Source organism: Pseudomonas fragariae (ex Marin et al. 2024) (assembly GCF_059621105.1).
Map to the genome: position 1 here is coordinate 5633917 of NZ_CM184369.1, position 19755 is coordinate 5653671.

A 19755-nucleotide genomic window follows, 5' to 3' on the forward strand; every position below is an offset into this window, starting at 1 on the left:
GTCCATCAGTTTTTTTCAAGCACCGCGTACAGCACTTGATAGGTGGCGGGCAGCCCGGCGTCCTGGCGAAAGCCTTCATAGGCCTGAACCATGCCCATGATCCGCTCGCGCCCGGTCAGGCCATTGGGGCGTCCGGGGTTGAGATTGTGCGCACCGAGCGCCTTCAACTCGTGCGTTAGGCTGCGCACGTCCGGGTAATGCAGCACCTGCGGGCGAACGTCGAGGCTGCGCACTTGCAGGCCGCTCGCCGCGCACAGCTGGCGATAGTCATCCTCATGACGAAAGCGGTTCACATGCACCCGCCCGTCCACGGCCTGCCAGCTGTCGCGCAGTTCGTACAATGTGCCGACACACAGGCTGGCAAAAGCGAATACGCCGCCTGGCTGCAATACGCGGCGAGCTTCACTGAGCACTGCAGCGAAATCGGCGCACCACTGCACCGCGAGGCTGGAAAAAATCAGCCCGCAACTCTGCTCACGCAGCGGCAGATGCTCGGCGTCACCCGCAACGAAGTGCTGTGCGCCGCGCAAGGGCTGGGCATGACGCAACATGCCTTCGGCGATATCCAGTGCAATACCTTCGCTGCCACTGAACGTCTGCGCCAGCGCCCGGCTGAAATAGCCGGTGCCGCTGCCCAGGTCCAGCCAGCGAGACGGCTTGCATTGCGCAGGCAGACGCGCCAGCAGCTCATTACCGACGTTGCGCTGCAGTTCGGCAACGCTGTCATAACTGCCTGCAGCGCGGGAAAACGACGCAGCGACCCGACGTTTGTCAGGCAAAACAGAAGGTGGTTTGGGGATTGAAAGATCAGTCATCGTCCAGCTCGTGCAGAAAGGCGTAGATCGCGGCCGCTACCCCGTGAGGGTTTTCCAGCAGGAATGCATGACTGGCCTGCTCGATCAGGCCCACTTCGACATCCGGCAACAAGGCCAGCAGATCACCTGCTGCCTCGGCGGGCACGAAGGCATCCAGCCCGGCGAACAGGTGCAGTTGCGGGCCACGATAGGTTTGCAGCGCGCTGCGGGTGTCGAGTTGCCGGAGTATTTTCAGGCCGTCGAGCAACGCCGTTTTCGACAGGTGCGGCGCGCCGGCCTTGAGCAGCCGTGCCAGACCGCGCGGGTCTTCTGCACCTTGCGTGCACAGCAGGCTGAAACGCTTGAGGGTCAGGTCCGGATCATCAGCACAACCTGCCAGAAATGCCTCGAAATCCTGCGCGGGCATCGCATTCGGCCACGCCCCTTGGGTGACGAAGCAGGCGTTGCTGGCCAGCGTCAGCAACCCGCAGCAACGGTCGCCACGACGCGCTGCCAGTTCAGCCGCGAGCATGCCACCCAATGACCAGCCGCCCAGCCAGGCGTCGTCTGGCAGGTTGGTGTCCAGCTCGTCGAGCCAGTCTGGCAAATCGCAACTGTCGATATCCGGCAACGGCTCGATTTCAACCCGCAAGTGCTCGTCCAGTCCGCGCAACGCAGCGGCAAGCGGCTCCAGCGGCGAAACGCCAAGGCCCCAGCCTGGCAACAGAATCAGACGATCACGCATGAACAGGCTCCGAGGAGTGGCTGGCATCCAGCAGCGGGTAGCACTGCTCCAGAGTGTTCAATAATAGCTGCACGTCCGCTTCGCTGTGCACGGCAGACAATGTCACACGAAGCCGCGCGCTGCCCGCAGGCACGGTGGGCGGGCGAATGGCGGTGACCAGCAGACCACGCTCGCGGAGCAACTGCGAGAGGTGCAACGCCCGACCGGCATCACCGATCATGATCGGCTGGATCGGGGTAAAGCTGTCCATCAATTGCAGCCCGATCTGCTCGGCACCGCGACGAAACTGCTGGATCAGGCGCGTCAGATGCTCGCGACGCCAATGCTCGGTACGCAGCAACTGCAGACTTTTCAAGGTGGCGCAGGCCAGCGCGGGCGGCTGGCTGGTGGTGTAAATGTAAGGCCTGGCGAACTGGATCAAGGTTTCGATCAGTTCTTCACTGCCGGCCACGAACGCCCCGGAAGTGCCGAACGACTTGCCCAGGGTGCCGACCAGCACGGGCACGTCATCCATGCTCAGGCCGAAGTGCTCGACGATACCGGCGCCGTTGGCACCCAAAGGGCCGAAGCCGTGAGCGTCATCCACCATCAGCCAGGCCCCTTTGGCCTTCGCCGAACGGGCCAGCGCGGGCAGATCGGCGATGTCGCCGTCCATGCTGAACACCCCGTCTGTCACTACCAGGGTATCGCCCACGGATTTTTCCAGCCGGGCTTCCAGGCTGCTCACATCGTTGTGCAGATAGCGCGAGAAGCGTGCACCGCTGAGCAGACCGGCATCCAGCAGCGAGGCGTGGTTGAGACGGTCTTCCAGCACCGTATCGCCCTGCCCGACCAACGCGGTCACCGCGCCGAGGTTGGCCATGTAGCCATTGGAGAACAACAGGGCGCGCGGACGACCGGTCAGCTCGGCCAGCGCTTCTTCCAGCTCGTGGTGCGGCGCGCTGTGGCCGATGACCAGATGCGAAGCCCCGCCGCCCACGCCCCAGCGCTCGGCACCCGCCTGCCAGGCAGCGATCACCTCGGGATGATTGGCCAGCCCCATGTAATCGTTGCTGCAGAACGCCAGCAACGGCTGGCCGTCGACGATGACCTGCGGCCCTTGCGGACTTTGCAGCAGCGGACGCTGGCGATAGAGGTGTGCGGCGCGACGGGCATCAAGGCGCGCGCGGAGATCGAAAGACATGCAGGCCCCGGTCCGGAAGATGACAATTCAAAACGGGCCGGAACATGCCAGCCCGTTCAACGGATCAGGCAGAGGCAGCGTCGTAGAACATCGAGCTGCTTTGCTGTTCGACCAGCGCCTGTTCGATAGCGGCCTGGTGCACTTCGTCGGCGTGCCCTTCGCCCGCTTCGGGTTTGATGCCCAGACGCGAGAACAGCAGCATGTCCTTGTCGGCTTGCGGGTTGGCGGTGGTCAGCAGTTTGTCGCCGTAGAAAATCGAGTTGGCCCCGGCGAAGAACGCCAGCGCCTGCATTTGCTCGTTCATCGCTTCGCGACCGGCAGACAGGCGCACGTGGGATTTCGGCATGAGAATACGTGCCACGGCGAGCATGCGAATGAAATCGAACGGGTCGACATCTTCAGCATTTTCCAGCGGCGTACCGGCAACCTTGACCAGCATGTTGATGGGCACCGACTCCGGGTGCTCCGGCAGGTTCGCCAGCTGAATCAGCAGCCCCGCGCGGTCGTCGAGAGACTCGCCCATGCCCAGAATGCCGCCGGAGCAGATCTTCATCCCCGCATCGCGCACATAAGCCAGGGTTTGCAGGCGTTCGCTGTAGGTACGGGTCGTGATAATGCTGCCGTAGAACTCCGGCGAAGTGTCGAGGTTGTGGTTGTAGTAATCCAGCCCCGCGGTGGCCAGCGCTTCGGTCTGTTCCTGATCGAGGCGGCCCAGGGTCATGCAGGTTTCCATGCCCATGGCTTTAACGCCTTTGACCATCTCCAGCACGTAAGGCATGTCCTTGGCGGAAGGATGCTTCCAGGCTGCGCCCATGCAAAAGCGCGTCGAGCCAATGGCCTTGGCGCGCGCGGCTTCTTCAAGCACCTTCTGCACTTCCAGCAGTTTTTCTTTCTCGAGACCGGTGTTGTAGTGGCCGGACTGCGGACAGTACTTGCAGTCTTCCGGGCAGGCGCCGGTCTTGATCGACAGCAGCGTGGAGACTTGCACGCGGTTGGCGTCGAAATGAGCGCGGTGCACCGTTTGCGCCTGAAACAGCAGGTCATTGAATGGCTGTACGAACAGCGCCCTGACCTCGGCTAAAGTCCAGTCGTGACGCAAAGTGGCGGTGGTGCTGGCGCTCATCGGGCGGCTCCTTGGTGTTTCTGGGCAATGCGCGAGGGCGGGAAAGACCCCACTCGCTACACGGATGTCGGGCATATTTAAGGAAGAGTCATGCGCTGTCAACCCAGCTACCCGCACGAGGTTTACATCTGGTTAAAAAACAAACAATCCTGTTTGTTATGTGATGAACGCAGTGAGGTGCCCGCGCCCATCTGCGTGCCCTGCGAAGCAGAGCTGCCGTGGCTGGGCAACGCTTGCGAGTGCTGTGCGCTGCCGTTACCCCGTTCAGGCATGAGCTGCGCGCAATGCTGCAAGCAACCGCCCGGCTTTACCCAGGTCATCGCGCCCTGGCTGTACGATTTCCCGGTCGACGGTTTGATCACCCGCTTCAAACATAACGGTAAATGGCCCATGGGACGACTGCTGGCGGAACTGTGCGCGCACTATCTGCAGCATCGTTTCGAGGAAGACCTGCCACGTCCCGACTGCCTCATTCCGGTGCCGTTGGCCAACAAACGCTTGCGCCAGCGCGGCTACAATCAGGCGGCAATGCTGGCCGGCTGGCTGGGTAAACAGCTGCAACTGCCTGTCGACGAAGGGCATGTGTTGCGCAGCCGCGAGACAACCGCGCAACAGGGCCTGGACGCCAAGGCCCGCAAACGCAACCTGCGCGGTGCTTTCACCCTGATTGATCCCGACGGGGTAAAAGGCCGGCACCTGGCGCTGGTCGATGACGTTCTGACCACCGGCTCGACAGCAGAGGTCATTGCAGGTTTATTGAACACCGCCGGTGCGCGGCGGGTGGATGTGTATTGCCTGGCGAGGACGCCCAGGCCGGGGGATTGATGGGGCGCTGCGGGCTAATGTTCTCATCGCTCCCACGCTCCGCGTGGTAGCGCGGACCACGCTCCGCGTCCGGTTTCGACGTCATGCACAAGAGCGATCATACTGCCCTCTCCTACTCGACCACCCCGGATCACCATGTCCCTGCCTCCCTTACTCACGCAACACATGGTCCGCCGCCCGCAACGCATTGCGCTGCTGCAGCATATTGCCGAACAGGGCTCGATCACCCGTGCGGCGAAAAGCGCAGGGCTGAGTTACAAGGCGGCCTGGGACGCGATCGACGAGCTGAACAATCTGGCGCAAAAACCGCTGGTAGAGCGCAGTGTCGGCGGGCGCGGCGGTGGTGGCGCTAAGTTGTCGGTCGAGGGCGAGCGAGTGCTGCGTCTCTATCAGCGCGTTCAGGCCTTGCAGGCCCAGGTGCTGGAAGCCGCCGAAGACAGCAGCGACCTCGACCTGCTCAATCGTCTGACCATGCGCACCAGCGCACGCAACCAGTTGCTGGGGCGGATCGTCAGTATCACGCGTCAGGGGCACAACGATCAGGTTCGCCTGCAACTGGCCGACGAGGTATTTATCGAAGCACAGGTCACCCATGACAGCACGCTGCGTCTGGAGCTGGAGAACGGCACGGAAGTGGTTGCACTGATCAAGGCCGGCTGGCTGGAACTGCACGCAGACAGCAGCGAAGAAACAAATGGAAACAATTCCCTGACCGGCCGAATCGACAGTGTGACCGACGCTGAAGATGGCCCAAGCGAAGTACGCATCACACTCCCCGGCGGCCAGACGCTGTGCGCCCTGGCGACACCTGAGCACCTGCGTGCACAGCAGTTGAAAACCGGCGTCACGGTGCAGGCAAGATTCGCGGCTTCACTGGTGTTGCTGGGCATACCGCTGTAAGCGCTGGCAGGTCATCACCACGACACAATTTCGTCATATGCGCGCACTAAGGTGGCTGCCATATTCGAGGGAGCCGTGATGATGAAACTATTAGAAGAAAACCAAACCACCGATCTGGAAAACATGGTCGGCGACGATAAGGTCGGCCTCACCCGCCGCGGTTTCATCAGCGCCGTTGCCCTGTGTGGCGCGGCGATGTTCCTGGGCGGCAACCTGCTCAGCCGCACCGTCCTGGCGGACAGCGTCAGCGCGGCGTCTGGCAGATTGCTCGGCTTCCAGAGCATTCCTGCTGCCACCGCCGACAGCATCAGCCTGCCGGCAGGTTACACATCCTCGGTACTGATCAGTTGGGGCCAGCCTCTGCGCGCGGGCGGTCCGGCGTTCGACCCGAGTGGCAAGGGTACCGCCCAGGCTCAGGAGGTGCAGTTCGGCGACAACAACGACGGCATGTGCCTGTTCCCGATGCCGGGTCGCAAAGACCGTGCCTTGCTGGCGATCAACAACGAATACACCAACTACCGCTACCTCTTCGAGCATGGCAAGGAGCCGCAATCGGCTGAAGAAGTCCGCAAGGCACTCGCCGCAGAAGGCGTGTCAGTGATCGAGATACAGCAGAAAAACGGCAAATGGCAGTTCGTGCAGGACTCGCGTTACAACCGTCGCGTGCATGGCAATACGCCGATCAGGCTGAGTGGCCCGGCGGCCGGTCACGACTGGCTCAAGACTGACGCCGACAAGACCGGCACCCGCGTGCTGGGGACTTTCCAGAACTGCTCCAGTGGCCAGACACCGTGGGGCACTTACCTGACCTGCGAAGAGAACTTCACCGACTGCTTCGGCAGCAGCAACGCGGAGCAGACATTCGATGCGGGCATGAAGCGCTATGGCGTCGTGGCTGCCAGCAAAGAGATCAACTGGCACCCGCACGACCCGCGCTTCGACGTGGCGAAGAACCCCAACGAGGTCAATCGTCATGGCTGGGTGGTCGAGATCGATCCGTTCGACCCCGACTCGACGCCGGTCAAGCGCACGGCGCTCGGGCGTTTCAAACACGAAAACGCCGCCTTCACGCAAACCAGGGACGGGCGCGCCGTGGTGTATATGGGCGACGACGAGCGTGGCGAGTTCATCTACAAATTCATCAGCCGCGACCGGATCAATCGCAAGAACCCGAAAGCCAACCGCGACCTGCTCGACCACGGCACCTTGTACGTGGCGCAATTCGACGCAGGCAACGGCAACCCGGATCATCCAAAGGGCAATGGCCAGTGGATCGAACTGAAACATGGCAAGAACGGCCTCGATGCTGCTGCCGGTTTCGCTAATCAGGCTGAGGTGTTGATTCATGCACGGCTGGCCGCCAGTGTGGTCAAGGCCACGCGCATGGACCGTCCGGAATGGATCGTGGTCAGCCCCAAGGATGGCCAGGTGTATTGCACCCTGACCAACAACAGCAAGCGTGGCGAAGAAGGTCAACCTGTCGGCGGGCCGAATCCACGCGCCAAGAACCAGTACGGGCAGATCCTGCGCTGGCGCGAAGGCGGCAACAATGCGTCGGCGCTGGCGTTCGAGTGGGACCTGTTTGTGGTCGCGGGCAACCCGACTGTGCATGCCGGTACGCCACAGGCCGGGTCAAGCAACATCAACGCGCAGAACATGTTCAACAGCCCGGACGGGCTGAGTTTCGATCGGTCGGGTCGGCTGTGGATCCAGACCGATGGCGATTCCAGTAACAAGGGCGACTTCGCTGGCATGGGCAACAACCAGATGCTCTGCGCCGATCCGGCCAGCGGCGAGATCCGCCGCTTTCTGGTCGGGCCGGTCGGTTGCGAAATCACCGGTATCAGCTTCGCGCCCGACTACCGGACGATGTTTATCGGCATCCAGCATCCCGGTGAGAACGGCGGCTCTACCTTCCCCGAGCATTTGCCCAACGGCAAACCGCGCTCATCGGTGATGGTCATCACCCGGGAAGATGGCGGCGTTATCGGCGCCTGATCGGCAATCAGGAAGAGGACGCAGATCGCTCATCGTTATATAAAGGTCTGCTATTGATTCTGGCCGGAGGCCGTGGGAGCGAACGTGTTCGCGAAGAGGGCTGTATGATCGTCGAAAATGCATCGACTGAAACACCGTCTTCGTGAGCAAGCTCACTCCCACAAGGATCTTTACTCCGCCTGATACTGCGCGTCGAGCCCCGCTTTCAGGGCTCATCAAGACCTGAGTATCACGCCGGGCGCAGAGCGTGGGAACGATGAGCAATCAGTCAGTCGATCAACCCGTTCACATCGTAGAACGGGTACGGCCCTTCATAGTCGCCGAACACGGCGTTATGGCTGACAAACCCCTGCTCCGATTGCCAGCGGTGCAGCACATAGCCTGCCGGTTCGAGGTTGAAATGCGCAGGCGCGGCTTCGTCGAGGTCGAGGACGATCTGGTGTGAGGTGCCCGGGCAGATGCTCGCCAGGCTGCCGCCGAAACGTCGCTGCATCGGTCGATGCAGATGTCCGCACAGCAAACGCTCCACCTGCGGATGCTGGGCGATCACACGCTCCAGCGCCGATGCATTGCCAAAGGGCTCGCGGTCCATGTGCCCTATGCCGGTAATGAACGGCGGATGGTGCATGACGATCACGGTCGGCACATAAGGACGACGGGACAGCTGCGCGTGCAACCAGTCCAGCTGACAGTAATCCAGTTGCCCGCCATGCTCGCCGGGAATGGTCGTGTCCATGCCGATCAGGCGCACCGGGTATTTCTCCACCACCCAGTCCAGAGGCCCGCTGGCCGACAACGGCAGGTACACCTGCTCGGCAAACGCAGCCAGCAGGTTGTGTCGATCGTCATGATTGCCGGGCACCAGATAGAACGGCATCTGCAGACGTTCCAGTTCGGGTTTGAGCACGGCGTATTCGTCCTCGCGACCGAAGTCCACCAGGTCACCGCTGATCACCACGATGTCGGGGCGCTGCTTGCTGGCATTGATGTGCGCGACAGCGCGGCGCAACGCCCCCAGGGTGTCGACCACGCCATAGGTCAGGCGCCCGTCGGCTTTGAGGTGCAGGTCACTGATCTGGGCAATAAGAAACGGACGATTCAAAATAATCTCTCTACGAAAAACGGTTTCACGAATGCAGGGTAAACAGCACTTGCGGGTCGACACTCAGGGAAATGACTGCGTTGGCGGCGTAAATCACGTTGTCGGTGCTGTCCACCAGCAGCGGCTGCGGGCCACCGACATCGACCAGCAAGCGACTTTGCGCGCCCTGAAAAAACTGCCCGACCAGGCGCCCATGAAGATGGCCGTTTCCAGACATCAAACGCAGGTGCTCGGGGCGGCAGTAAACAGTGCCCGGTACGTCAGCACCGTGCCACGGCAGCTCGCCACCGCTCACCTTGAGGCCTGAGGTGGTGCGCTCGACCACACTGAACGCATTCAGATTGCCGACAAACCCGGCGACGAACGCATTGGCAGGCTGTTGATAGATTTCCCTCGGCGTCGCCAATTGCGAGACGCAACCTTTTTCCATGACCAGAATCCGGTCGCCCAGGGCCATTGCCTCGCCCTGATCGTGAGTGACGAACACCGAGGTGATGCCCAGCCCGCGCAGCAGCTGGTCCAGCTCACTGCGCAAGCGCTCGCGCAACTGCGCATCCATTGCTGCCAGCGGTTCGTCGAGCAACAGCACCCGGGGACGCGGCGCCAGTGCCCGGGCCAGTGCGACCCGTTGCCGTTGACCGCCAGACAGCTCGTTGACGCGGCGATTGCCGTGGCCGGTCAAACCGACCAGTTCCAGCAACTCATCGCAACGCTTGTTACGCTCGGCAGCCGACAGACCACGAATCTTCAGGCCGTAAACGATATTGCCGGCCACATCGAGGTTGGGAAACAACGCGTAGTTCTGAAACACCATGCCCACGTCGCGCCGCTCGATGGGCAGACGTGTCACGTCCTGATCATCGAAGAGCACCTGGCCGACGTCCGGGCGTTCAAGCCCGGCAATCAGCCGCAAGGTGGTGGTCTTGCCGCAACCGGACGGACCGAGGATCGCCAGCGTTTCGCCGGGTTCGATGGTCAGGTGCAGATCCTTTACAGCAACGGTGCCGTCGGCAAATGCCTTGCGGCAGCCTTTCAGGCGAATGGTGGTTCCGCTCATCGGCTCTCTCCACGGGCAAGACGCGCGCTGATGGCCTGCAACGCAATCAGCAGCGGCACAATCAGCAACAGAAAAAGAAGGGTGTAGGCGCTGGCGACTTCCAGTCGGGCCGAGGCGTAGCTGTCGGCCAGACCCACCGGCAGGGTTTTGGTCATCGGCGTGTGCAACATCCAGGTCAGGTTGAATTCGCCCAGCGACAGGGTCACGACCATCAGCACGCCAGCGAGAATCCCGGCGCGGCAGTTAGGCACCACCACACTGAAGAAACGCTTGATCGGCCCGGCGCCCAGACTGGCGGCCGCCTCTTCGAGCACCGGCAGTTGCTGACGCTGCATCACCGCCATGACCGGGCGCACCAGGAACGGCAGGGTGAACAACACGTGGCCGACCAGAATGAACAACCAACTGCTGCGAAAGCCGCCGAACTGGCCGTAGGTCAGCAGTAACGCAAGGGCGCTGGCCAGACCGGGCATGGCGACGGGCAAGACCATCAATTCCTCGAAGGCCCGGCTGAAGCGATTGTTCATGCGCACCAGTGCATACGCGGCTGGAACACCCACCAGGCACACGCAGATCGCGCACGCCACGGCCAGTTGCAATGACAGCCAGACGGTTGGTGAATAGGCCTGCCAGACCTGCACCAGCCAGTCGAAGGTCAGACCGCTCGACAGACCGAGAAAATAATTGCGCGTCAGGCCGGCCAGCAGCGACAGCACCACCGGCACCAGCATGAACGCACAGACCAACAGGGTGAACGCCAGTTGCGCCACGAACAGCGGTGAACGTTTCACAGGACAACTCCCGATTTACCGACCATACGACGTGCCAGCAACAGCACTGCCCACGTCACCAGCCCGAGGATGACTGACAGCGCGGCGGCCACGGTGAAGTTGGCGTAATTGGTGAACACGTTGTAGATCGCTACCGGCGTGACGTTCAGGCGCGTGCCCAGGGTAAAGGCGGTGCCGAAGGCGCCCATCGACGTGGCGAAGCAGATCGCGCCGCACGACACCAGCGCGGGCGCCAGCCCCGGAACGATCACATCGCACACCACCCGCCAATGACCGGCACCCAATGAATGCGCGGCTTCTTCAAGGCTGCGGTCCAGGCTTTCGCAGGCCGCCATGACGGTCAGAATCACGCGCGGAATCGAGAAATACAGATAGCCGATGAACAGCCCGGTCAGCGAGTAGGCGAACACCCAGCGCTCGCCCGCCAGGTGCAGCCCGAGCGCGGCGAAGATGCCTTGGCGACCAGCCAGCAGAATCACCAGAAAGCCGACCACCACACCGGGAAACGCCAGCGGGAAGGTCAGCAAGGCCACCAGCGCAGAGCGTCCGAAGAAATGATTGCGGGCCAGAAACACACCGCTGATGCCGCCGACCAGCAACGCTGCGAGCGTCACCACCAGCGCCAGCAGGCAGGTTTGCACCAGGCTGCCCAGGTACTGAGCACTGCTCAGGACCTGCCAGTAACCGCTGGCATTGCCATCGGTACTTTTTGCACCGAGCACGATCAAGTGGGTCAGCGGCAGCAGCCAGAATGCCAGCAATACGGCCATCGCCGGGGCCAGCGCCACCGCAGCGGTCGGGCGCAGCCGCAGCCTGAAAAATCCGCCCTTGCGCAGAGCCAGCGCTTGTTCCGGCGAGGCCGACATTACTTCACCTCACGCAGATAACGGGCGGCGAAGGCTTCCTGCACGGCGGCCATGTGCTGGTAATCCACCACGCCGGCACGGGCGTAATCGCTGTCCGGCAGGAACTGCGCAGCCACCTCGGCAGGCATCTTCGAGCGCACCGGACGCAGGTAAGCCTTGGCCCACAACGCCTGCCCTTCATCGGACAGCACGAAATCCAGCACCTTCTCGGCGTTGGCACGATGCGGCGCCTTGGCGACCATGCTCATCACGTACGGAACGCCGATGGTGCCTTCCTTGGGAATCACGAAGGCGACGTTGGCCTTGTCCTTGTAGCGAGCGCGATAGGCGTTGAAGTCATAGTCGACCAGAATCGGCAGTTCGCCGGACAGCACGCGTGCATAGGCGGTTTGCTTGGGCACGATGGGCGAGTTCTTCGCCAGTTTCTGGAAGTAGTCGATGGCCGGACCAAAGTTGTCCAGCGTACCGCCCATGGCCTGGTTGATCGCCACCGCAGACACGTAACCGACGAACGCACTGGACGGGTCGAGGTAGCCGACCATGCCCTTGTACTCGGGCTTGAGCAGATCCGCCCAGCTTTGCGGTACCGGCAGACCGCCCAGTGCGTCGACGTTGACCATGATGCCGAGGGTCCCGGAGTGAATGGCGAACCAGTGCCCTTCAGGGTCTTTCAGGCCTGCCGGAATCTCGTCCCAGTGCTTGGGTTTGTAGGTGTCGACCACGCCGGCCTTCTGCGCCTGCAGGCCGAACGTCACGCCGTAATACACCACATCAGCGACCGGCGCGGCTTGCTCGGCAACGATCTGTGCCAGCGCCTGGCCCGAGTTCTTGTTGTCCAGCGGCACCTGGACACCGGTGCTGTCGGCAATCGCCTTGAGCTGCGTTCCCCAGTCGGCCCATTCGGGCGGGCAGTTGTAGCAGATGGCGGTTTCGGCGGCCTGGGCGAGGCTGGCCGCACCGCATAACAGCAGTGCCGCGAGGGTTTTACTGAGGCTGAGCATGAAGCATCTCCTGGTAGGGCTGGGTGCTTTCGCCGGGCCGGATGTGGCACGGCAGACAATGAGAAACCGGTACTGCGCCAGCAATCCGTGCCAGTAGTTGGTCGATGACGATATGCGCCAGCTCGGCGATAGGCTGAACCACGCTGCACAAGGTCGGGTGCATCTGCGTGCCGAGTGCGATGCCGTCGAAGCCGATCACCGACAGACGCTCGGGAACGCCCCAGCCGTTGCGGCGCAATTCGGCAATCAGGCTGATGGCCAGCAAATCGTTGGAACAGACCAGCGCGCTGGGCGCGTCCGGGCCACGTAACAGGGGTTCGAGTGCAGCGAAATCGGCGCTTGTATGAGCAGGCATCTCAATCACTGGTCGCGCTTCAAGCCCACACGCGGCCATGGCGTCGCGGTAGCCTTCATAACGCAGTCGGGCGCGGTCGGACTGCATGGCCGGGCCTGCGACCATGGCGACGCGCTGATGGCCTGCATCGATCAGGTATCGAGTAGCCAGCGCCATGCCCGCCCGGTTATCCACAGACACCGCGCTGTAATCCGGATTGCCGGTCTGGTGATAGGCCAGCACGAACGGGGTGTCTTCATTGATCAGGCCTTGCAGCACCCGGTTGTGCTCGGCGTCGGTCACCGTCAGCACCAGCCCGTCGACCCGCTGACGCAACAACTCCTCAACCACAGCGCTTTCACGCTCTGCGGTGTAGTCGGTGGTCGCCAGCAGCAGGTTATAGCCCCGCGCCCGCGCCGCCCGCTCCATGGCCTGAAACTGCTCGGCAAACACCGGGTTGAGCAGGTTGGGCACCACCACGCCAATCAGGTTGGTGGTTTGCAGGCGCAGCTGGCGGCCCAGCCGGTTGGGGCGAAAACCCAGGGCGCGGGCAGCGGCGAATACCCGCTCGCGGGTCTCCAGGCGCACTACGTCGGGGCTTGCGAAGGCTCGTGCCGCCGTGGCTCGGGAAACCCCGGCCAGATGCGCTACCTCTTTCAGATCAGTCATGGTCGCTCGCTTGAGATCGATCTCATTGACGGCAACTCTAAGCGGCGAACATGGCCAAACCGCGACCGGGTGATGACCGTTTGGTGACAATCCGACCCTTGAGCACTTTAATCGGATGGGTTTGGCGAAGCGGGACCGGTCTGCGTTACCATCAGCGGTCCGACGCGGCAACCTGCTGCGCGCAGGAGTAGTCATGGCTCACCCGTTTGCAACACTTACTCCCGATCTGGTTCTGGATGCTGTCGAAAGCATCGGTTTTCTCAGCGATGCCCGCATCCTGGCGCTCAACAGTTACGAAAACCGCGTGTATCAGGTCGGTATCGAAGACGGCCAACCGCTGATCGCCAAGTTCTACCGCCCACAGCGCTGGACCACCGAAGCCATCCTTGAAGAGCACAGCTTCACTGCTGAACTGGTCGAGGTCGAAGTGCCCGTGGTCGCGCCCATGGTGCACGACGGCGCCACCCTGTTCGAGCACGCCGGTTTCCGTTTCACGCTGTTCCCGCGTCGCGGTGGACGAGCGCCGGAGCCGGGCAATCTTGATCAGCTGTATCGCCTGGGCCAGTTACTGGGCCGTCTGCATGCCGTCGGCTCGACCAAACCGTTCGCCCATCGTGAAGCCCTGGGCGTGAAGAACTTCGGCCATGATTCGGTCAACTTTCTACTGGAAAACGACTGCATTCCGCGCAGCCTGCTGCCGGCTTACGAGTCGGTGGCCCGCGACCTGCTCAAGCGTGTCGAAGACGTTTACGCGGCCACACCGCACACCAACATCCGCATGCATGGCGACTGCCACCCCGGCAACATGATGTGCCGCGACGAGATGTTCCACATCGTCGACCTTGACGATTGCCGCCTTGGCCCTGCCGTTCAGGATATCTGGATGATGCTGGCCGGCGACCGTCAGGAACGTCTGGGTCAGCTGTCGGAGCTGATGGACGGCTACAACGAATTTCATGATTTCGACCCACGCGAGCTGGCGCTTATCGAGCCATTGCGAGCCCTGCGCCTGATGCACTACAGCGCCTGGCTGGCCCGGCGCTGGGATGACCCGGCGTTCCCGCACAGCTTTCCGTGGTTCGGCACGGAGCGCTACTGGGGCGACCATATCCTGGCCCTGCGCGAGCAGATGGCAGCACTGAATGAAGAGCCGTTAAAACTGTTTTGACCTGATGAGCGTGCAGAACGATAACCCCGACTATCGTGCGACGCTCCGCGTCGCATGCAGTTCTGGACGCTCCGCGTCCGATCCTGAATGTGCGGAGCGACGCAAATCTGTGACGCGGAGCGTCACGAACGGCATTCCCACGCTGGAGCGTGAGGAACGATAGTTCTGTAACTATCGTGCCGACGCTCCGTGGACTGCCCCCCGAAAGTTGGACAGTTTTAACTATCGTGCGACGCTCTGCGTCGCATGCAGTTCTGGACGCTCTGCGTCCGATCCTGAATGTGCGGAGCGACGCAAATCTGTGACGCGGAGCGTCACCCAAGGCATTCCCACGCTGGAGCGTGAGGAACGATAATCTCAACTATCGTGCGACGCTCTGCGTCCGATCCTGGGCAAGCGGCGCGGCACAGATGTCGTGAATCGGTCGAACCTGTGTATAACATCGAGCGCTGCAGCGTGAGTACGATCAAAACCATCAACTGCATCACCCCACAATAAAACCGGAATTTTCTGTATTAAAGGGACGCTCCATGCAAGCTGCCAATCCACGCCGTGGGTACATTCTGGGCCTGAGTGCTTACATCATCTGGGGACTGTTCCCCATCTACTTCAAAGCCATTGCCGCCGTTCCGGCCATCGAGATCATCATCCATCGCGCGCTCTGGTCAGCGCTGTTCGGCTCGATCGTGCTGATGTTCTGGAAGCATCCCGGCTGGTGGCGCGACCTGCGCAACAACCCGCAACGACTGGCCGTACTGGCGCTGAGCGGCACCCTGATCGCCAGCAACTGGATCATCTACGTCTGGGCGGTGAATAACGGACGCATGCTTGAAGCCAGCCTCGGGTATTACATCAACCCGCTGGTCAACGTGCTGCTTGGCATGTTGCTACTGGGCGAGCGCCTCAGACGCCTGCAGATGCTGGCGGTCGCCTTCGCCGCCATTGGCGTCGCCCAGCAGGTCTGGCACGTCGGCAGCCTGCCGTGGGTGTCGCTGGCACTGCCATTGACCTTCGCGTTCTACGGGCTGATCCGCAAACAAGCCCCGGTCGCCGCCCTGCCCGGCCTGGTCGTCGAAACCTGGATGCTGGTGCCGCTGGCGCTGATCTGGCTGGCGCTCAACCCGACGGCCGTGAGCGTCCAGCCAGAATTCTGGACCACGACTCAAGCCATCTGGCTCGCCGCAGCCGGCCCGGTCACGCTGGTACCGCTGGTGTGCTTCAACGCCGCCGCCCGTCATTTGCCTTTCACCACCCTGGGCTTCCTGCAGTACGTCGCGCCCACACTGGTCCTGCTGCTGGCCGTGCTGCTGTATGGCGAACACCTGACCACCAGCACCCTCATCACCTTCGCCTTCATCTGGGCCGGGCTGGCGATCTACAGTGTGGATATCTGGCTGAAATCCCGCGGCCGTCACTGATCAAAAAACACACAAATACTTGCAGGCCACGCCCACTGTGGCCTGCAAGAGGTTCTCCAAGGGTTATCCACAGGCAGACTGACCTTATCTGTGCACAAGCCCTTGAAACTGTTGAATTTTTGATCAATACGCGCCAGGCCTCAGCGGGTATGGCCCGCAAGGCTATTCCCCCAGGTTATCCACAGGCAGGTGCACGATTAACTTGGATAACCCGAAACGGATGACTCCTTGGCCCCCAGCACCAACTCCACCATCAAATCATCCGCCAGGGTCTCGAGCGCCATCTGCAGGTCATCCAGGGACAAGTCCTGCGGGACGCCCAGCACTGCTTTGGCCTGGAACAGTAGTTCGCTGCTCATGGGCGCAGGGGACACGTCGGTGATCAGGTGTTCGACGTTGACGCCCTGCCCGGCCAGCAAACGGGTGATGTCGCGCACGATGCCGGGGCGGTCGTTGCCGACCAGTTCCATGCTGATCAGCCGGGTGGTATCGGACGTCTCGACCACGCTCTCGGCCAGCAGCATGCGGATGCCATGGGCTGACAGGCCGTTCAGCGCCTTGATCAGGTCGTCGTACTTTTCGGCCTCGACGCCGACCTTGAGGATCCCGGCAAATTGTCCGGCCATCCGCGACATGCGGCTTTCCAGCCAGTTGCCGCCGTGCTCGGCAATGCACTTCGAGATGCGTTCGACCTGACCCGGTTTGTCGGGAGCAACCAGCGTTACGACGAGATGATCCACGGTCAATTCCTCTTTCTGCACAGATGATTAGGAGACAGCGTCGGTCATACGAGTATAGGCATGCCCGACGGGCACCTGGCTCGCGGTAAATCGTGTACCGTTTGCCACGCTTTATGGAACAATCCTGAGCGCCTTTGGGGACACGGTGACTATCATCGTGACCCGATATGAATATCCAGTCGTTTAGTGACATATTCAGCGACGTTTTCACGCGACGGCGGCTCATGTAGTATCCCGAATTTCGCACTACATGACACCCGGATCAATAACAGAGCGCTCCCCGAGTGTGCTCGACCCTGCTGAGCAGAGTGAGGCAAGTGCAATGACTGAGTACGTTCAAGTCGGTGACCTGCAAGTCGCCAGAGTCCTGTTCGACTTCGTGCAGAACGAAGCCACCCCCGGAACCGGCGTCGATGCCACTGCGTTCTGGGCCGGTGCGGACAAACTGATCCACGACCTTGCGCCAAAGAACAAGGCACTGCTCGCCAAACGTGATGAGTTACAGGCGAAAATCGACGCCTGGCACCAGTCGCATGCCGGGCAGGCTCACGACGCCTCGGCCTACAAAGCCTTCCTTCAGGAGATCGGCTACCTGCTGCCAGAAGCGGCGGATTTCCAGATCACCACGCAAAACGTCGATGAAGAAATCGCCACCATGGCTGGCCCGCAACTGGTCGTGCCGGTGATGAACGCCCGGTTTGCGCTCAATGCGTCGAATGCCCGTTGGGGTTCGCTGTATGACGCGCTCTACGGCACCGACGCCATCAGCGAAGCAGGCGGCGCGCAAAAGGGCAAGGGCTATAACAAGGTGCGTGGCGACAAGGTGATTGCTTTCGCTCGTGCCTTTCTCGATCAGGCAGCGCCTCTGTCAGCAGGTTCACATGCCGACTCGACAGCTTATAAGCTGATCGACGGCAAGCTGGTCGTCAGTCTCAAGGGTGGCAGCAATACCGGCCTGCACGATGACGCCCAACTGATCGGTTTTCAAGGCGATGCCCTGGCGCCGTTTGCCTTGCTGCTCAAGCACAACGGTCTGCACTTCGAACTGCAGATCGACGCCGCCAGCCCGGTCGGGCAGACCGATCCGGCGGGCGTGAAAGACATCCTCATGGAAGCCGCGCTGACCACCATCATGGACTGCGAAGATTCCATTGCCGCTGTGGACGCCGACGACAAAGTGGTCGTCTACCGCAACTGGCTGGGCCTGATGAAGGGCGACCTGGCCGAGTCGGTGTCCAAGGGCGGTGAAACCTTTACCCGCACCATGAACCCGGACCGCGTCTACACCACGCCAGAGGGCGGCGAAGTCACCCTGCACGGTCGCTCGCTGCTGTTCATTCGCAACGTGGGCCACTTGATGACCATCGATGCGATACTCGACAAGCATGGCAACGAAGTGCCAGAAGGCATTCTCGACGGCCTGCTGACCAGTCTCGCCGCCCTCCACAACCTCAAGGGCAACACCTCGCGCAGCAACAGCCGCAGCGGCTCGATGTACATCGTCAAACCGAAGATGCACGGTCCGCAGGAAGCTGCATTCACCAACGAACTGTTCGAGCGTATCGAGCAGGTACTGGGCTTGCCGCGTAACACCTTGAAGGTCGGGATCATGGACGAGGAGCGCCGTACCACGGTCAACCTCAAGGCCTGCATTCAGGCCGCCAGCGAGCGTGTGGTGTTCATCAACACCGGCTTCCTCGACCGCACCGGCGACGAAATCCATACCTCCATGGAAGCGGGTCCGGTGGTACGCAAGGCACAGATGAAAGCCGAGAAGTGGATCGCTGCCTACGAAAATTCCAACGTCGACATCGGCCTGAAATGCGGCCTGCAAGGTCGCGCACAGATCGGCAAAGGCATGTGGGCCATGCCGGACCTGATGGCCGCCATGCTGGAGCAGAAAATCGCTCATCCACTGGCGGGTGCGAACACAGCCTGGGTCCCCTCGCCTACCGCGGCTGCGCTGCACGCCCTGCATTATCACAAAGTCGACGTGTTCACCCGTCAGGCCGAGCTGGCGCAGCGCGAGCAAGCCTCGGTGGATGACATTCTGACCATTGCGCTGGCACCGAACACTGACTGGACGCCGGAAGAAATCCAGAACGAACTGGACAACAACGCGCAGGGCATTCTTGGCTACGTAGTGCGCTGGATTGATCAGGGCGTGGGGTGTTCGAAAGTGCCGGACATCAATGACATCGGCCTGATGGAAGACCGCGCTACGCTGCGCATCTCCAGCCAGCACATGGCCAACTGGCTGCGTCATGGTGTCGTCACCGAAGCTCAGGTGCTTGAGAGTCTCAAGCGCATGGCATCGGTGGTGGATCGCCAGAACGCCAACGACCCGCTGTATCGCCCGCTGGCACCCGACTTCGACAGCAACATCGCCTTCCAGGCGGCGGTCGAACTGGTCATCGAAGGTACCCGGCAGCCCAACGGCTACACCGAGCCGGTATTGCACCGCCGCCGTCGGGAGTTCAAGGCCATCAACGGCCTGTAACGCGCCGCACGCCCCCTTGCGGGTTCTGGTCCTTGCCGGACCAGAACCTGCAAGGGCTCACCGCCTCAACTTATCCCCAACTCCCGCTTGACCAGCTTCACCAACTGCTTGGTATTGAGCGGTTTGAGAAGGAAGTCCACCACGTTCAGGTGCATGGCATCGATGGCATCGCGCACGTTGGCGTCGCCGGACACGATGATGATCGGCAGTTCGGCACGATCCGACTCACGAACCTTGCGAATCAGATCCAGCCCGTCAAAAGGAGCCATCCGCAAGTCGGTGATCAGCAGTCCGATGGACTGACGCGAGTGGATCATCTGCAGCGCCGTATCGCCACCGGGCGCGGTCATGCAACTGATGTCATTGAGGCTCAGAATTTCGGCCAGCAGCTCGCGCGCGTCGCTGTCGTCATCAACGATCAGGACCCGTTGCGGGGCGTCACGTGCAGGCGTGAGCATGACCTCATGAAGGGCATCGCGCTCATCGTCGCTCAGAATATCGTGGTCAATCATTGCAGTCTCATCATTCCCTGAACTAATCC

Annotated in this window: 18 protein-coding genes; 6 read left to right on the forward strand and 12 right to left on the reverse strand. The window is 61.7% G+C overall.

Features of this window, described 5'->3' with window-relative positions; all coding sequences use genetic code 11:
• Positions 1–5: 5 nt before the first annotated feature.
• From bioC to bioB, 4 genes are all read right to left on the reverse strand, one after another.
• The gene (bioC, locus tag AC54XV_RS24500) at positions 6–815 is read right to left on the reverse strand and encodes a malonyl-ACP O-methyltransferase BioC (RefSeq protein ID WP_058822071.1); all 810 of its coding nucleotides are present in this window, start codon (positions 813–815) and stop codon (positions 6–8) included.
• The gene (locus AC54XV_RS24505) at positions 808–1539 is read right to left on the reverse strand and encodes an alpha/beta fold hydrolase (RefSeq protein WP_496717311.1); all 732 of its coding nucleotides are present in this window, start codon (positions 1537–1539) and stop codon (positions 808–810) included. The genes bioC and AC54XV_RS24505 overlap by 8 nt, the downstream gene beginning before the upstream one ends.
• Positions 1532–2722, reverse strand: coding sequence for an 8-amino-7-oxononanoate synthase (gene bioF / locus AC54XV_RS24510; RefSeq protein ID WP_103360417.1), 1191 nt, complete (start codon positions 2720–2722; stop codon positions 1532–1534). The genes AC54XV_RS24505 and bioF overlap by 8 nt, the downstream gene beginning before the upstream one ends.
• Positions 2723–2786: 64 nt before the next feature.
• Complete coding sequence (bioB, locus tag AC54XV_RS24515) at positions 2787–3845, reverse strand: biotin synthase BioB (RefSeq protein ID WP_003372416.1); 1059 nt, start codon at positions 3843–3845, stop codon at positions 2787–2789.
• 90 nt (positions 3846–3935) lie between these two features.
• On the opposite strand from bioB, the gene AC54XV_RS24520 reads away from it, so the two are divergent.
• The 3 genes from AC54XV_RS24520 (at position 3936) to AC54XV_RS24530 (ending at position 7568) form a co-directional block, all read left to right on the forward strand.
• On the forward strand, positions 3936–4670 hold the full coding sequence (locus AC54XV_RS24520; protein WP_096127115.1) for a ComF family protein: 735 nt from the start codon (positions 3936–3938) through the stop codon (positions 4668–4670).
• Positions 4671–4805: 135 nt separating this feature from the next.
• The gene (locus AC54XV_RS24525) at positions 4806–5570 is read left to right on the forward strand and encodes a TOBE domain-containing protein (protein ID WP_104652564.1); all 765 of its coding nucleotides are present in this window, start codon (positions 4806–4808) and stop codon (positions 5568–5570) included.
• An 81-nt stretch (positions 5571–5651) separates the two neighbouring features.
• Positions 5652–7568, forward strand: coding sequence for a PhoX family protein (locus AC54XV_RS24530; protein WP_496718993.1), 1917 nt, complete (start codon positions 5652–5654; stop codon positions 7566–7568).
• Between the two features lie 268 nt (positions 7569–7836).
• Here the strand turns inward: AC54XV_RS24530 and AC54XV_RS24535 are convergent, their stop codons facing one another.
• Genes AC54XV_RS24535 through AC54XV_RS24560 form a run of 6 tightly spaced genes read right to left on the reverse strand, consistent with a single transcriptional unit; the run spans position 7837 to position 13388 of the window.
• Positions 7837–8670 carry a phosphodiesterase gene (locus tag AC54XV_RS24535; RefSeq protein WP_003402149.1) on the reverse strand — a complete coding sequence of 278 codons (834 nt, stop codon included), beginning with the start codon at positions 8668–8670 and terminating at the stop codon, positions 7837–7839.
• A 25-nt stretch (positions 8671–8695) separates the two neighbouring features.
• Positions 8696–9727 carry an ABC transporter ATP-binding protein gene (locus AC54XV_RS24540; protein ID WP_496717314.1) on the reverse strand — a complete coding sequence of 344 codons (1032 nt, stop codon included), beginning with the start codon at positions 9725–9727 and terminating at the stop codon, positions 8696–8698.
• The gene (locus AC54XV_RS24545; protein WP_003316181.1) at positions 9724–10518 is read right to left on the reverse strand and encodes an ABC transporter permease; all 795 of its coding nucleotides are present in this window, start codon (positions 10516–10518) and stop codon (positions 9724–9726) included. Before AC54XV_RS24545 ends, AC54XV_RS24540 begins: the two co-directional genes overlap by 4 nt.
• Entirely contained in the window at positions 10515–11384 is an 870-nt protein-coding gene (locus AC54XV_RS24550; protein ID WP_003402154.1) for an ABC transporter permease, read from the reverse strand. The genes AC54XV_RS24545 and AC54XV_RS24550 overlap by 4 nt, the downstream gene beginning before the upstream one ends.
• Positions 11384–12385 (reverse strand): ABC transporter substrate-binding protein, encoded by a 1002-nt coding sequence (locus AC54XV_RS24555; protein WP_003402156.1) that lies wholly within the window; start codon positions 12383–12385, stop codon positions 11384–11386. The genes AC54XV_RS24550 and AC54XV_RS24555 overlap by 1 nt, the downstream gene beginning before the upstream one ends.
• The gene (locus AC54XV_RS24560) at positions 12369–13388 is read right to left on the reverse strand and encodes a LacI family DNA-binding transcriptional regulator (RefSeq protein ID WP_058399250.1); all 1020 of its coding nucleotides are present in this window, start codon (positions 13386–13388) and stop codon (positions 12369–12371) included. Before AC54XV_RS24560 ends, AC54XV_RS24555 begins: the two co-directional genes overlap by 17 nt.
• A 193-nt stretch (positions 13389–13581) precedes the next feature.
• Here AC54XV_RS24560 and AC54XV_RS24565 point away from each other — a divergent pair, with 193 nt between their 5' ends.
• Together AC54XV_RS24565 and rarD are read left to right on the forward strand one after the other, a co-directional pair.
• Complete coding sequence (locus AC54XV_RS24565) at positions 13582–14556, forward strand: serine/threonine protein kinase (protein WP_058399249.1); 975 nt, start codon at positions 13582–13584, stop codon at positions 14554–14556.
• A gap of 530 nt (positions 14557–15086) precedes the next feature.
• The gene (gene rarD, locus AC54XV_RS24570) at positions 15087–15974 is read left to right on the forward strand and encodes an EamA family transporter RarD (protein ID WP_003402166.1); all 888 of its coding nucleotides are present in this window, start codon (positions 15087–15089) and stop codon (positions 15972–15974) included.
• A gap of 197 nt (positions 15975–16171) precedes the next feature.
• Here the strand turns inward: rarD and AC54XV_RS24575 are convergent, their stop codons facing one another.
• Entirely contained in the window at positions 16172–16714 is a 543-nt protein-coding gene (locus AC54XV_RS24575) for a glycine cleavage system transcriptional repressor (protein WP_011269179.1), read from the reverse strand.
• A 322-nt stretch (positions 16715–17036) separates the two neighbouring features.
• On the opposite strand from AC54XV_RS24575, the gene AC54XV_RS24580 reads away from it, so the two are divergent.
• Positions 17037–19214, forward strand: a complete 2178-nt coding sequence (locus tag AC54XV_RS24580; protein WP_024659822.1) for a malate synthase G — start codon at positions 17037–17039, stop codon at positions 19212–19214.
• Positions 19215–19279: 65 nt separating this feature from the next.
• Here AC54XV_RS24580 and AC54XV_RS24585 read toward each other — a convergent pair whose 3' ends face one another.
• Positions 19280–19726, reverse strand: a complete 447-nt coding sequence (locus AC54XV_RS24585; RefSeq protein ID WP_003402175.1) for a response regulator — start codon at positions 19724–19726, stop codon at positions 19280–19282.
• Positions 19727–19755 lie beyond the last annotated feature (29 nt).